The following is a 15476-nucleotide window of genomic DNA, read 5'->3' as shown; positions in this document are numbered from 1 at the left end:
GTTATTTCTTCCGGTAATTGCGGTTACTGCTTGGGCAACGTCACAGAGAAATATGGATTCGGAGTATGTTGCTCAAAGATGATGGCTTTCATCTTTTCTACGATGTCCGGATGTTGCAGGGCTATGTCGTTGTCCTCGTGAATATCGGTCTTCAGATTGTAGAGGGACGGTTTTCCCTTTTTGACGATTAGCTTCCAGTCACCCATGCGCACGGCTATCTGGTTCGTTTCGTTGAATTCCCAGTAGAGGAAGTCATGCTGTTTCTGTTTCTTCTTGCCCAGTAATGTCGGAGCGAAAGAGATTCCGTCGAAATAATCCACGTCTTTCTCCTTGTTGCGGTATTTCTTCTCATAGTTCTTGACGCCGGCTATGTCGCAGAAAGTAGGCATTAAATCATAGAAAGCACAGATATGGTCGTTTACTTCACCTGCGGGTACACGTCCCGGCCAACGGGCGATAAACGGAATACGTATGCCGCCTTCGTGGCATTGGCGTTTCAGTCCGCGCAGCTTTCCGTCTCTGCCGAAGAAAGTGGGGTCGGCTCCGCCTTCTTCGTGAGGGCCGTTGTCACTCGAGAAGATGACTAGTGTGTTCTCGTCCAGTCCTTTCTCTTTCAGTTTCTTCAGGACTTCGCCTACGTAATAGTCAAGGCGGGTAATCATAGCGGCAAATTGGGCGTGTGTATGCGTGATGGCATTGTAGCGTGAGCCTTCACTGCCTTTGAATACTTTGTCCGGGTCGAATTTCGCTTTATATTCGTTCAGGATAGAATCTTCCGGTTGAACCAGTTCCGCATGAGGCAATGTGTAAGTAAATATACCGAAGAAAGGCTGTTTGCCGTCTTGATGGTCTAACCATTCCATTGCCTTCTCATGAATCATGTCGGCGGAGTATTGCGGGCGTTTCTGGTATTCGGGACCGTACATCGGATATTTGATGTTCTCGTCCATAATGACACGTACTACGCCTGTGTCGCCCAGCGCTTTGCTGTAACGGTTCAGGAAGTTGGGGTAGTAGAGGTGAGCCTGGAACTGGCAGATATAGCCGTAATACTCATCTATGCCCCGTTTGTCAGGAGTGGAGCAGGAGCCTTCGTAGCCGCCTGCCCATTTGCCGAACATACCTGTGGTATAGCCGTTGTCTTTCATGATTTCCGGCAGGATAATGTGGTCAGGGTCGTAAGGATGCTGTCCCACTACGGAAAATTCTTTGTTGTTTCCGTACATGATGATGGGGGAATTTCCCCAATATTCCTTGTTGCCGCGTACTTCGCAGTGACCGCTGTGTTGTCCTGTCATGAACGAGGCTCTCGAAGGAGCGCTGACGGGGCTGCCTGCATAGGCTTGTGTGAAACGTATGCCCTCGCCTGCCATAGCGTCTATATGTGGAGTGCGTATAAACGGCTGATCGTAGCATCCCAAATCTCCGTATCCCATGTCATCACAAAGGATGAATATAATATTAGGTTGGGCAGTCTTTTTCTGTGCATTGGCGGACAGGGCGGATAAGAGCAGTGTGCCACCAACTATTGAGATTGATTTATAATCCATTAGGTTGTTTGATTTTTAAAAGTTGAATGTATGTTTTTTAAGGTTGAATGTATGAGTGCCCGGAATTATTTGCCTATTATATCCTTTCCGTCGCGTACGCTTTGGAGAATATTTTGCAGTTCGGTCACTTTTTCCGGCATCTGGGAAGCATAGTTGGTCACCTCTTTTACTTCCTGCATTTTGTAGAGTTGAGGTTCTTTGGAGTTTCCGGTTTCAATCTTCGGTCCCCATTGAATCATTTTCGGTCCGTTGCTCGGTTCGATGTATTTCCAGTCTTTGGTGCGGACGGATAAAGTGTGGTTGGAAGCCTGCTCGATAACCCACGGGCGGTCTTTCTTCTCTTTGCCCAACCAGCTTCCGAGGAAGTTGTAGCTGTCCGGTGCGGTATTCTTTGGCATAATGGCTCCGGTCAGTGAAGCCAGAGAAGCTAACCAGTCGACTTGTGAAACCAATAAGTCCGAAGTCATGCCTTTTCTCACTCCGGCAGGCCAACTGACGATGGCAGGAATGCGGGTTCCACCTTCAAAGGCACTGTATTTGTTACCTCTCAGCGGTCCGGCAGGGCTGTGTCCGTTGAGTAGTTCTTCCGCTTTATCGTCATATCCGTCGTCTACTACCGGGCCGTTATCGCTTGAAAGGATGATAAGGGTGTTTTCTCTCAATCCCAGTTTCTCCAGTGTGTTCATGATTTCGCCGACACAATAGTCGAATTGTACGATAGCGTCACCTCTCAGTCCCATCGGGTTCTTTCCTCTGAAACGGTCGTGAGGGAAGCGGGGAACGTGTACGTCGTTCGTTGCGAAATAAAGGAAGAAAGGTTTATCCTTGTTTTCTTCGATGAACCGGATGGCGTGGGTAGTCAGTGAGTCTGCTATATTCTCGTCTTTCCAGAGTGCCTTGCCGCCGCCTTTCATGTAGCCGATACGGGAAATCCCGTTGACGATGGACATGTCATGACCGTGGCTGGGCTTCAAGTTATACAGCATTTCAGGGTTGCTTTTTCCGGTAGGTTCACCTTCAAAGTTCTTCTGGTAGCTTACTTCGATAGGGGCGCTGGGGTCGTAGTTGGCTACTTTCCCGTTTTCGATGTATACACAGGGGACACGGTCGGCTGTGGCAGCCATGATGTAGTGGTAGTCGAAGCCTAAATCGCCCAGTGCGCAGGGCAGGGGAGCGTTCCAGTCTTGTGTGCCGCCTTTATCTCCGAGTCCGAGATGCCATTTGCCGATGGCTGCGGTAGTGTAGCCTGTACTTTTGAACATATCCGCCATCGTGTATTGCTCGGGACGGATAATCATTCCGGCGTTTCCGGCAGCTACGTCTGTACCTTTTTTGCGCCATGCGTATTCGCCTGTCAGCATGGAATAGCGGGAAGGGGTGCTGGTTGCGGCTGTGGCATGGGCATTTGTGAAAAGAATGCCTGATTTCGCCAGTCGGTTGACGTTGGGCGTTTCTACGTTTTTGGCTCCATAGCATTGCAAGTCTCCGTAGCCGAGGTCATCGGCGTAGATAAATACGACGTTAGGGGTTTTTGACTTTGTCGGTGTTGTGTTTTCCGGCGTTTTGTTCGTTGCGGTTGCTGTGCAGGCAACAGAAGATACAAGGGTTAGAATCAAAGGTTGTTTCATCATCTTGTTGGGGGTGTTATTAAATTGATTAAATTTTTTGATAGAATGGGTGTGTTTATTAATGTATGTATTAAAAAGTATATTGAAAAGGTCTGTTTTAAATGACAGAGTGAAAGCCTCTTTTTATCGAGGCTTTCTCATTGTATATGCTTTTTGCCTTTTATAAGTGTCCTCCTAATGCAGATATCAGCTTAATTCGATAATTTCTTCATTGCAATTAGTCAGTTTCTCGATTCCTTCGTTGGTGACTACCCAAGAGTTTTCTATGCCGACAGGCCCTACGCCCGGCAGAACGATTTTCGGTTCGAGGGCAAACACCATTCCCGGTTCCAGTTCCTGCTTGACACGGGGGGCGAGTACCGGAGCTTCATTGATTTCGAGCCCGATGCCGTGACCGATAAACTTGGCTTGCTGGCCTATACCCATGAATTTGTCTGCAAATCCGGCGGTGGTAACTATTTCGATGGCTGCATCATATAACTTCTCGCAAGAAACACCCGGACGGGCTATGGTGGCAATCTTTTCTTGAATGTCGAGGCAGACTTGATGAGCTGCATAAGCCTTTTCAGGTAGCTTTCCGATGGAGAATACGCGACTCATGTCACCCATGTATCCGTTGAAGTTGCCGCCCAGGTCTACCATGACGCTTTGTCCTTCTTTCAGCGGAGTTTTGTTGGCTCCACCCGGTAGGGCAGGGTCAAGACCTTGACCGCCTAAAGCAAAGTCATACGGGGAAGGATAACCGGCATTGTCTCCGGTCAGCACGCTGCCCATGAAGATTTCCATGCTGCGTCCGAATACGCGGAAGATGCCCAAACAACCTTGCAGACGCATCAGGCGTTCTATTTCGGTAGAAAACTCGATGTCTGTCATGCCGGGACGATATACGCTTGGTATCAGGTCGTACGCCTTTGCATGGGCGATGCCCGAACGGCGGAACATTTCGATTTCGATAGGAGTCTTTACACTGCGTGCCTGGCGAATCAGCGGGGTTCCGTTCACAACTTCCGCTTCAGGGAATAGGCTTGCCAGACGGCAATATTCCGTGTAGGGAAGTTCGTCGCCTTCCAACATCAATTTTGCAGGCATCGGCAATCCCTGTTCTTTCAGCAAATCGACAATTTGTTCCGGTTTACGGATAGGGAACGCATGCTCGCCTGTGATATTATTGGGACGTTTGAAAAACAGCAATGCAGGTGAGTGGAGAGGGAGATAAATATAACCGCTGACTACGCAGCCATAAGTATAAATTAAATTTGCATTACAAGTGATTAGCGCGGCATCAATGCCCTGTAACGCCATCAGACTGCGAATCTTATCGCGGCGGAATTTTAATTCGGGTTGTAGCATCTTTATTTATTTGTTACATGAATATTTATTGTAGAACTATTAGTTACCCTATTGATGCCACAAAGATAATTAATTCCATGGAAAATATGGTTAATTTCAAAAAAATAGCGCTGCCCGCGTCCTGTCACAGGAGGCGAGCAGCGCAAACCACAAATACAAATACAACTAAACAAAGTCTTTTTAAATGACGCCTTGTCCCATCATTGCGTGAGCTACTTTCATAAATCCGGCAATGTTGGCACCCTTTACATAATTAATGTATCCGTCGGGTTCCGTACCGTACTTCACGCATTGCGCGTGGATGCCGTGCATGATTGCGTGGAGTTTTTCATCCACTTCGGCGGCACTCCAGCTCAGGTGCATGGCATTTTGGGACATTTCCAGTCCGGAAGTGGCAACACCACCTGCGTTGACTGCTTTACCCGGGGCATACATCGTCTTATGTTCGATGAAAAGGTCGATGGCTTCCGGCGTACAGCCCATGTTGGAAATTTCTCCGACGCAAAGTACGTCATTTTTTATGAGATTTTGAGCATCTTCTCCATTTAATTCGTTCTGGGTCGCGCAAGGGAGTGCAATATCCGCTTTTACTTCCCACGGACGCTTGCCTTCTACGAAGGTTGCGTTCGGATATTTTTCTGCGTAAGGAGCAACGATGTCATTACCCGAAGAACGAAGTTCAAGCATATAATCTATCTTTTCGCCGCTGATGCCGTCCGGGTCGTAGATATATCCGTCCGGACCTGAGATGGTAATTACCTTGGCACCCAGTTCGGTGGCTTTGGTTGCTGCGCCCCAGGCAACGTTTCCGAATCCGGAGATGGCTACTGTCTTGCCTTTGATATCAATGTTTTTTGCCTGCAACATCTGATTGACAAAGTACAGACCGCCGAAACCGGTAGCTTCGGGGCGAATCAGGGAACCGCCGAATTCCAATCCTTTTCCTGTGAAAGTGCCTGTAAATTCACGGGTCAGCTTCTTGTACATTCCGAACATATAGCCTACTTCACGTCCGCCTACGCCGATGTCACCGGCAGGCACATCCATGTCGGGACCGAGATGACGCCACAATTCCAGCATGAATGCTTGGCAGAAGCGCATGATTTCGGCATTGCTCTTTCCACGTGGAGAGAAGTCGGAACCGCCTTTGCCGCCGCCCATAGGCAGGGTAGTGAGCGCGTTCTTGAATGTCTGTTCGAAACCGAGGAATTTCAGGATGGAAAGGTTCACGGAAGCGTGGAAACGGATACCGCCTTTGTACGGGCCGATAGCGTTGTTGAACTGTACGCGATAACCGAGGTTGGTCTGCACTTCACCGTTATCGTCTACCCACGTCACACGGAAAGTAAAGATACGGTCGGGCTCTACCAGTCTTTCTATGATTTTAGCTTTTTCGAATTCAGGATGTTGATTGTATATATCTTCAATGGAGAGAAGAACTTCTTTTACTGCTTGAAGATACTCAGATTCACCGGGATGCTTTGCCTCTAAAGAGGACATGATTTTTTGGATGTTCATGATACTATATTTTAAAAGGTTGATTCTGATAAAATGTCAACTAACTCACTGCAAATATAGGAAAATTTTTCAAATTCGCTTGTTTTGAAGCGGATATTTTGATTAATTAATAATAAAATGTCATATTTCTCTGTTGAAAAACACAAAGTCCCGTGACCTGTAATGTAAAATACAGGCTACGGGGCTTCTATGTGTTTGCAAATAGAAAGTCGCGCTTTAGAATTTCGGCTTCATTCCCAGGTTATACATGATAAATCCGTAGATGTCTGCTTGTTCTTCCAGCACTTTCGCCATCGGTTTGCCGGCACCGTGTCCGGCTTTGCTGTCGATGCGGATGAGTGTGGGGTTCGTGCCGTCATTGTCTGCTTGCAGGGTAGCGGCAAACTTGAATGAGTGAGCGGGAACTACACGGTCGTCGTGGTCGGCAGTGGTGACGAGGGTTGCGGGATAGTTAGTGCCCGGTTTGAGGTTGTGCAGCGGAGAGTAGCCTTTGAGGTATTCGAACATCTCTTTGCTGTCTTCGCTTGTCCCGTAGTCGCTTGCCCAGTTCCAGCCGATGGTGAATTTGTGGTAGCGGAGCATATCCATTACACCTACTTGCGGGATGGCAACGCGGAACAGGTCGGGGCGTTGCGTCATGCAGGCACCTACCAGCAGACCGCCGTTGGAACCGCCTACGATTGCTATCTTGTCCTTGTCGGTATATTTCTGGTCGATAAGGTATTCGGCGGCAGAGATGAAGTCGTCGAATACGTTCTGTTTTTGCATTTTGGTTCCCGCTACGTGCCAGTCTTCGCCATATTCGCTGCCACCGCGAAGGTTGACTTGGGCGTAGATTCCGCCATTTTCGAGGAACGGGATGCGGATGGCGCTGAAACTTGGGTTGAGGCTGATGCCGAAGCCACCGTAGCCGTAGAGGAATACGGGATTCTTGCCGTCTTTCTTCAGGTCTTTCTTATAGGTAAGGAACATCGGGATTTTCACACCGTCCTTGCTGGGATAGAACACTTGTTCGGTCACGAAGTCGTCCGAGTTGAACTGTACTTTCGGGGCGCGGTATAGTTCGTAGGTGTTGCTGTCCATATCATATTTATAGGTAGCGCCGGGGATGGTGAAAGAAGTGAATCCGAAGAAACATTCCTTGTCATCCTTGTTACCGCTGAAACCTACAGAGCCGAGTGACGGTAATTCGATTTCCTGCAATTGCTTGCCGTCGAGACTGTAAACGTAGGCGTGGTTGGATGCGTCCTTATCGTAGGTAAGGAATAGTTTGCCACCAATCACTTCTGCATTGGAAAGGACAGCTTCCGATTCGGGGACGAGTTCTTTCCAGTCTTCCAGTTTGGGACGGTTGATATCGGCTACCATGATTCTGTTTTTCGGTGCGCCATAGTTAGTGTAGATATAAATCTGGTCACCGATTACTTCAATCGGGTAGTATTGGTAGTCGAGGTCGGTAGTCAGTTGGATGAAAGGGGAGTTCGGCTTTTTCAGGTCGCGGACGAACAGATTGTTTCCTCTTCCGGCACCGGATTCTGTCAGGAAGAGGATGCGTTCGTCTTCACTGGTGCTGGAAGTGTAGAAGCGTTTCGGATAAGCCGGATTCTGATAAACCAGTTTGTCTTTCGATTGCGGTTCACCTATTTTATGGTAATAGATTTTATGATTTTCGTTCACGTTGGAGAACTCTTTTCCTTTGCTTGGAGCATCGTAAGCGCTGTAATAGAAGCCGTCTCCCTGCCAGGCGGCACCGGTGAATTTAGCCCATTCGATGTGGTCTTCCAGCAGTTTGCCGCTTTCGGTGTCCATTACATAAATTTCAGACCAGTCCGAGCCGCTGCGTGAAATGCTGTAAGCTGCGTACTGGCCGTCGTTGGAGAAGTAAAGGCCTGTGAGGGCTACTGTGCCGTCTTCCGACAGTTTGTTCGGGTCGAGGAATACGCGGGGTTCACCGTCCAGAGAATCTTGTACGTAGAATACGCTCTGGTTCTGCAAACCGTCGTTCTTGCTGAAGTAATATTTTCCATGTTTTTTGATTGGGGCGCTGATTTTCTCATAGTCGGCCAGTTCCGTCAATCGTTTCAAGAGGTTTTCCCGGAAAGGGATTTGGCTCAGGTACTCGTTCGTCACTTTGTTCTGTGCTTCTACCCAGGCGGTAGTAGCTGCACTGGTGTCGTTTTCCAACCATCTGTAAGGGTCGGGTACTTGCGTGCCAAAATACACGTCTATTGTGTCTACCTTTGCCGTCTCGGGGTAGAGCAGCTTTTTCTGCTGGGGAGCGCATGACATCACCATGATTCCACTCATTAATAAAGTTACTTTTTTCATGTGAATAAAAAGTCTTTTTGAATAAACTTAAAGTTACAAATCTACAAAATAATAAGAGATAAACAAGTAAACTTTATAAAGAAGATGGTGGAAAATGAGATTTAAAGAATTAACTTTGCAAAATGTGATTTTGAAGAATGACGACTTGAATAAGAAAGGAGAATTATTTTATGCTCAGTAAATATAAATTAAACCAGCTTTACTTCAAAGATACGCAATTCGCTAATTTAATGACCCGGCGAATTTTTAACGTGTTGTTAATAGCCAACCCTTATGATGCTTTCATGCTCGAAGATGACGGACGCATCGATGAGAAGATTTTCAATGAATATACTTCATTATCTCTGCGTTATCCGCCCCGGTTCTCGCAGGTGTCTACGGAAGAGGAAGCGTTGGCGCAGTTGGAAAGTATGTCATTCGACCTGGTGATTTGTATGCCGGGCACGGGAGATAACGACAGTTTTGACATCGGTCGGCATATCAAGGAGAAATATGAGCATATTCCTATCGTTATCCTGACTCCTTTTAGTCATGGTATCACGAAACGAATCATCAACGAGGATTTGAGCGCGTTCGAATATGTGTTCTGCTGGTTGGGCAATACCGACTTGTTGGTGTCCATCATTAAGTTGATGGAAGATAAAATGAATTTGGAGCATGACGTACAGGAAGTGGGTGTGCAGTTGATTCTGTTGGTAGAGGATGGTATCCGTTTCTATTCTTCCATTCTTCCGAACCTGTATAAGTTCGTTTTGAAGCAAAGCCAGGAATTTTCTACGGAAGCTCTGAATGCACACCAGCGTACGCTTCGTATGCGCGGGCGTCCTAAAATCGTGTTGGCGCGTACGTATCAGGAAGCGATGGAGATTTATCACAAATATCAGAATAATATATTAGGTGTAATTACCGACGTGCGTTTCCCGAAAGTGGAACGGGGAGAGAAAGACGGTCTGGCAGGTATCAAGTTATGTGCCGAGATACGGAAGAACGACCCGTTTGTACCTTTGATTATCCAGTCTTCCGAATCGGAAAACTCTTCTTATGCAGCGAAATACGGTGCGAGTTTTATTGATAAGAACTCGAAGAAGATGGACGTTGATTTGCGCCGCATCGTTTCCGACAATTTCGGTTTCGGTGATTTTGTTTTCCGCAATCCCGAGACGGGTGAGGAGATAGCGCACGTACGTAATCTGAAAGAGTTGCAGAATATCCTGTTTGCCGTGCCTGCCGAATCTTTCCTGTATCATATTAGCCGTAATCACGTGTCCCGCTGGCTTTATTCGCGGGCTATGTTTCCTGTGGCGGAGTTCTTGAAGCCTATCACCTGGAGCAGTCTTCAGGATGTGGATGCTCATCGTCGCATTATCTTCGAAGCTATCGTGAAATACCGCAAAATGAAGAATCAAGGGGTCGTGGCGGTCTTCAAACGCGACCGTTTCGACCGTTATTCCAATTTTGCCCGTATCGGTGACGGTTCATTAGGTGGAAAAGGGCGCGGACTGGCTTTTATCGACAATATGGTGAAGCGTCATCCAGAGTTTGACGAGTTTGAAAATGCGCGGGTTGCCATTCCCAAGACGGTGGTGCTCTGTACCGACGTATTCGATGAATTTATGGATACTAATAATTTGTATCAGATTGCCCTTTCGGATGCAGACGACGATGTGATTCTGAGATATTTCCTGAAAGCAAAATTGCCGGACAGACTGGTAGAGGATTTCTTCACTTTCTTCGATGTAGTGAAGTCTCCGATTGCTATCCGTTCTTCTTCTTTATTAGAGGACTCTCATTATCAACCGTTTGCCGGAATCTACAATACATATATGATTCCTTATCTGGACGACCGTTATGAGATGTTGCGTATGCTTTCCGATGCTATCAAAGGAGTGTATGCTTCGGTATATTTCCGCGACAGCAAAGCGTATATGCAGGCTACTTCAAATGTTATCGACCAGGAGAAAATGGCTGTAATCTTGCAGGAAGTGGTGGGCAATCAGTATGGCGACCGCTATTATCCTTCCATGTCCGGCGTAGCCCGTTCGTTGAATTATTATCCGTTAGGCGATGAAAAGGCGGAAGAAGGAACGGTAAACCTGGCTTTAGGATTAGGAAAGTATATTGTGGACGGTGGCATGACTCTCCGTTTCTCTCCTTATCATCCGAATCAGGTGTTACAAACCAGCGAAATGGAAATAGCCCTGAAAGAAACACAAACCCGTTTCTATGCTTTGGACTTGAAGAACGCAGGGCATGATTTCTCTATCGACGACGGCTTCAACCTCTTGAAACTTCATGTGAAAGAGGCGGAAAATGACGGCGCTTTGCGCTACATCGCTTCTACATATGACCCGTATGACCAAATTATCAGGGATGGCTTGTATCCGGGCGGCCGTAAAGTGATTACGTTTGCTAATATCCTTCAACATGATGTTTTTCCGTTGGCACGTATTCTTCAATTAGTGTTGAAATATGGTGAGCAGGAAATGCGTCGTCCCGTTGAGATAGAGTTTGCGGCTACGCTGAGCCGTGAGCAAGATAAAACGGGTACTTTCTATCTCTTGCAAATCCGGCCTATCGTAGATAGTAAAGAGATGTTGGATGAAGATTTGAACGAGATACCGGATGAGGATGTAGTGCTTCGTTCGTATAACTCATTGGGACATGGCGTTATGAATGACATTTGTGATGTTGTCTATGTCAAGACCGACGGTTACAGTGCTTCGAATAATCAGGCTATTGCCTGGGAGATAGAGAAGATAAACCAGCAATTCCTGGACGCAGGCAAGAATTATGTCCTTGTCGGGCCGGGACGTTGGGGAAGCAGTGACACATGGTTGGGTATCCCGGTGAAGTGGCCGCATATCTCCGCCGCCCGTGTAATCGTAGAAGCCGGATTGACCAACTATCGCGTAGACCCCAGTCAGGGCACGCACTTCTTCCAGAACTTGACTTCTTTTGGAGTAGGCTATTTCACCATCAATGCCTTTATGAACGATGGGGTTTATAATCAGGAATTTCTCAACGCGCAGCCGGCAGTGGAAGAAACAAAATACCTTCGTCACGTCCGTTTTGAAAAACCGATGATTGTCAAGATGGACGGGAAGAAAAAGCTCGGAGTCGTCCTGATGCCGGGTATCGACAAATAAGTTCTGTTAACACTCTCAACTTGAATAAGGAAAGTTCTGTTTTTCATATGAAAGACAGAACTTTTGTGTTTTACCTCTTTAAAATAGTCATTTTTTTAGATACGTAAACTTATTTGTGTCCCTTTTTTCATATTGGGGAATAAAACTTTCTTTGGATACTTTATTATAAAGAAGTAAAACTGTACTTTTGCGTTCAGTTTTATACATTTTAGAGATTCTAGAGAGATGAGTAACAGACAACTAGTAAAACTAGCTTTTTGTATATGTCTTTTGCCTCTGTTTTTTTCTTGTTCTTCAGAACGTGATGAAGGTAGTGAAGGAAGTGGGACATTACATGTACAGGTTAATGCAAATCCCGAGGTGGTAGTGGGAACCAATACTCGGGTGGGTGACGGAACAGAACAGGGAGTTCCTGATGTAAATGATTTCTCTTTTTCCATATTTAAAGGAGAAACTCTTCGTGGGAAATGGGCTACTTTGGCAGATTTTCGGTCTGATGATGAGCTTACACTTCGTCCGGGAAATTATACAGCAGTTGCTTCGTATAGTGATGTCGAAAATGAAGGATTCGAATTACCATATTTTGAAGGTAATCAATCGTTTACTATATCGAAAGGAAAAACGACTAATGTGAAAGTGACTTGCTATTTAGCGAATGCAAAACTAAAGATTGCTTATACGGATGCTTTTAAAGAATTCTTTTCTTCTTACTCTTCCGAGGTTACTTCTTCTTTAAATAATATAGTTAAGTATGAAAAATTAGAAGAACGTTATGGATTTTTTAAACCAGGAGAGCTGCAAGTCCGTACAACATTTCGCAAAAAGCAAGGTAGCAGTCAGGAAGTGACTGTGCAAGCAAAAACTTTTTTTGCAGAAGCCCGTCATGCTTATATTTTGACGCTTGATGTGGATGCAGGTTCATCAATGGTAAATATATCGTTCAGTGACGATATTCCAAATCAGGAACCAATAACAATTGATGTTTCTGACGAAGCGTTAAGTGCTCCGGCTCCTTATCTGAAAGCGAATGGATTTGGGACAGAAGCATTGTCTGTTGTTGAAGGTAAAAGTGCAGAATCATCACATATTTACGCATATTTGAATGCGGCTGGTGGGATTGCCCATTGTAATTTGACAACTCACTCCAATACTTTGATTGAGCAAGGATGGCCGGAGTCGGTGGACTTGGCTAATGTGCCTGCCGAGATTTTAGAAAAAATGCAAGGGTTAGGATTGAAAATCGTAGGTCTAAGTGACAAGAAGGATAAGATAGCGATGATTGATTTTACAAATGTTATCCCTTTCTTGGAATATAAAGAAGGGGACGCAGAACATCTTTTCACTTTAAATGCGGTTGATATACTTTCAAAAACCAATGAAGAACCGTTGACTCTCAAAGTGAATAGTCTGGATAATAAGTTTGCAATTACTACTGGACCTACAATTGCTTATGGTACGACCAAAGTGAATGTGAATATGACGCTTGATGGAGATCCATTAAAAGTTAATTATTGGTTGAAGGTAGGTGATAGCAAGCAAGCTATTACTCCAAAGAAAATAAACTCTGATAAGGAACAACATCAACTGACTTTTGTTTTGCCTGAGTCACAGACTTCCGTAATGCAAATAGAAGCTAACTACCTTCGTCGGATGAAGTCGGTAGAAAGTACTGTTGAATCTCCATTATATACACTTAGTTTGGCTTATCCTGGTGATGTTTGGAATAATAAAGCAACGCTACAGGTAGATAAGGTGGTGGAAACAGGCTGGGATTTTCAATATTCTAAAAAAGGAAATTGGAGTGCTGCGGATTATTCGTTATCGGGAACAGAAATATATTTGAAAAGCCTTCCATCGAACGAAAAATTGATTTGTCGATTTGTAAATAGAGATAAAGAAGGTGATATTGTTGGAACTTCTAATCTTTTGACGATTCATACGGAAAAAGAAATGCAGCTTCCTAATGCCAATATGGAAGAGTGGTCTTATGAAACCGGAACAAATGACTGGTGGCGTAAATGGTTCCCATGGAATAGTGAAAGCTCTAAGGGCTGGAATACTATTAATGAGAAAACTACTGCTGATGGTGGTGGAGGTATTGCCAGTGCTTATGCTTATATCGCAAATTCCGGTACGATTCAGACTGCTGATTGTTATGAAGGAGATTATGCAGCATTAATACGAACTATAGGTTGGGGTAAAGGAACCACAGCTCCAGGTCCTTTTTGGGATGGAAGCATGAAAAGAGTGGATCCTGGTTATCTTTATTTAGGAGAATATTCAGAAAGTCCGGAGAGTACCTACATTCCTTATGCTTTTGTTTCTCGTCCTGCGGCTTTATCTTTCTATTATAAGTATACTCCTGCGTCGGGTAAACAACAAAGTAATGATAATTTTGAAATTCGAGTGATTGTTGAACATAGAGAGGGAGATAATAAAATAGTATTAGCGGATGAATATCTTAAAGAAGGGGGGATTGTTGCTGAATATACCCCAAAGAAAATTCAGCTAAACTATGTTGATGTTCATCATCAGGCTACCCATTTGTATATATTATTCAAATCAGGAACTGTAACAGAATACAAATATTTCAAGGTACCTTCAAGAATGAATTTAAGTGATGGTGAATATATTGGAAGTCAGTTGTATATTGACAATATAAAGTTAGAATATAATTAAAAAAAACTGTGCTATGAATAAAATAGTATCTATAATAATCGTTTTAATCTTGAGTATGCATATACTTACTTCATGTGATCGCGAAAACATGGATTTTGGAAAAGAGTCCAATGATTATGGACAAGTGAATTTGGCTTCTATGGGACTGTCGGTAAATGTAAATGCTACTCCAGTATCTCGTGCTGAAACAGTAGATCCCAGTAATTATATAGTAGGCATCTATAATGCAGAAGATGAAACTTTGGTTTCGGAATGGAAATATAGTGAGCTTCCTGAGATTTTTCAGTTAAAGGTGGGAAAATATAAAGTGATAGCTCATGCTCCTAATGTTGATACAGCTTTATTTGATGAACCCTATTGTGAAGGATCGAAGAATTTTGAGATTCAGAAAGATCAGATTACTAATCTTGAAACGGTTAACTGTACATTGAATTGTATCATGGTGACTATCCAATATGATGAGAATTTCAGGAAATTGTTGGGGGATGAGGCTAATATTAAAGTTACTGTTAATAATAAATACTCTCTTAATTTTGAAAAAGATGAAACTCGTGCCGGTTATTTTCCTGCGGAAGCGAGTGGTAATGTAATTGATGCGAACTTTATAGGTGAGCTTGATGATGAACTAGATGTGCCAATTAATAAATCCTTTCCTAATATAAATATTGGCTCTCAGTTGATTATTACTTATACATTGCGGGATGCTAATGGTGATCCGGGCACAGGAGGAGTTGTCAATCCGTCCGTTGAGTATGATGTTACCTGTGATATTGTAGAGTTGGATGGTTCTGTTCATCCCGGAAAGGAAGAGGGAATAGACGACTTTCCATCAGGAGGAGATAAGGAAGGTACTGACCCTACTGTGACAAGTGGTAATAAGAATTTTGATTTGAATACTCCAATTGATGCAAATGACTATAATGAAGAGGTTGATGGTCCTGTTGTTGTGAATTTGTTGGCTTCCAGAGGAATAAAGAATGTGATTGTGGAGATTACAAGTACTGATAGCGATTTTGTGGCGGCTGTAGTAGAGTTGTTTGGTGCTACATCCTTTGATTTGGCAAACCCGCCGGCAGATGAGGATCATAAAAATAACTTGATTTCATTAGGTTTCCCGGTTGGAGATGAAGTGAAAACAACAGAGACGGTACCTTTTAATATTACAAAATTTGTTCCACTGTTGCAGGTATATCATGGCATGCATCAGTTTAAGATTACGGTGAAAGATGTAACAAATGCATCTGCTACAGCTACTTTGACGTTGAATACCAAGTAAA

8 protein-coding genes are annotated in these 15476 nt (G+C 44.6%); 3 read left to right on the top strand and 5 right to left on the bottom strand.

Annotation, left to right across the window (positions count from 1 at the left end):
• Positions 1–23: 23 nt before the first annotated feature.
• The 5 genes from ACGHVY_RS14460 to ACGHVY_RS14440 form a co-directional block, all read right to left on the bottom strand.
• Positions 24–1550 carry an arylsulfatase gene (locus ACGHVY_RS14460; RefSeq protein WP_390599533.1) on the bottom strand — a complete coding sequence of 509 codons (1527 nt, stop codon included), beginning with the start codon at positions 1548–1550 and terminating at the stop codon, positions 24–26.
• Between the two features lie 65 nt (positions 1551–1615).
• Positions 1616–3178, bottom strand: coding sequence for an arylsulfatase (locus tag ACGHVY_RS14455; RefSeq protein ID WP_390599692.1), 1563 nt, complete (start codon positions 3176–3178; stop codon positions 1616–1618).
• A 186-nt stretch (positions 3179–3364) separates the two neighbouring features.
• Positions 3365–4528, bottom strand: a complete 1164-nt coding sequence (locus ACGHVY_RS14450) for a M24 family metallopeptidase (RefSeq protein WP_390599532.1) — start codon at positions 4526–4528, stop codon at positions 3365–3367.
• A gap of 180 nt (positions 4529–4708) precedes the next feature.
• Positions 4709–6046, bottom strand: a complete 1338-nt coding sequence (gdhA, locus tag ACGHVY_RS14445; protein WP_390599531.1) for an NADP-specific glutamate dehydrogenase — start codon at positions 6044–6046, stop codon at positions 4709–4711.
• A gap of 216 nt (positions 6047–6262) precedes the next feature.
• A complete protein-coding gene (locus ACGHVY_RS14440) occupies positions 6263–8374 on the bottom strand; it encodes a prolyl oligopeptidase family protein (RefSeq protein ID WP_390599530.1) in 2112 nt (703 codons plus the stop codon).
• Between the two features lie 170 nt (positions 8375–8544).
• Between ACGHVY_RS14440 and ACGHVY_RS14435 the strand changes: the two genes are divergently transcribed.
• From ACGHVY_RS14435 to ACGHVY_RS14425, 3 genes are all read left to right on the top strand, one after another.
• A complete protein-coding gene (locus ACGHVY_RS14435) occupies positions 8545–11520 on the top strand; it encodes a PEP/pyruvate-binding domain-containing protein (RefSeq protein ID WP_390599529.1) in 2976 nt (991 codons plus the stop codon).
• Positions 11521–11745: 225 nt separating this feature from the next.
• On the top strand, positions 11746–14199 hold the full coding sequence (locus ACGHVY_RS14430) for a DUF4493 domain-containing protein (protein ID WP_390599528.1): 2454 nt from the start codon (positions 11746–11748) through the stop codon (positions 14197–14199).
• 13 nt (positions 14200–14212) lie between these two features.
• A complete protein-coding gene (locus ACGHVY_RS14425; protein WP_308744449.1) occupies positions 14213–15475 on the top strand; it encodes a DUF4493 domain-containing protein in 1263 nt (420 codons plus the stop codon).
• The last annotated feature ends 1 nt before the right edge of the window (position 15476 follow it).

Source organism: Bacteroides sp. f07 (assembly GCF_042854785.1).
Lineage (GTDB): Bacteria > Bacteroidota > Bacteroidia > Bacteroidales > Bacteroidaceae > Bacteroides.
The sequence above is the reverse complement of the archived record's forward strand: the minus strand, read 5'-3'. Positions and strand labels throughout refer to the sequence as shown.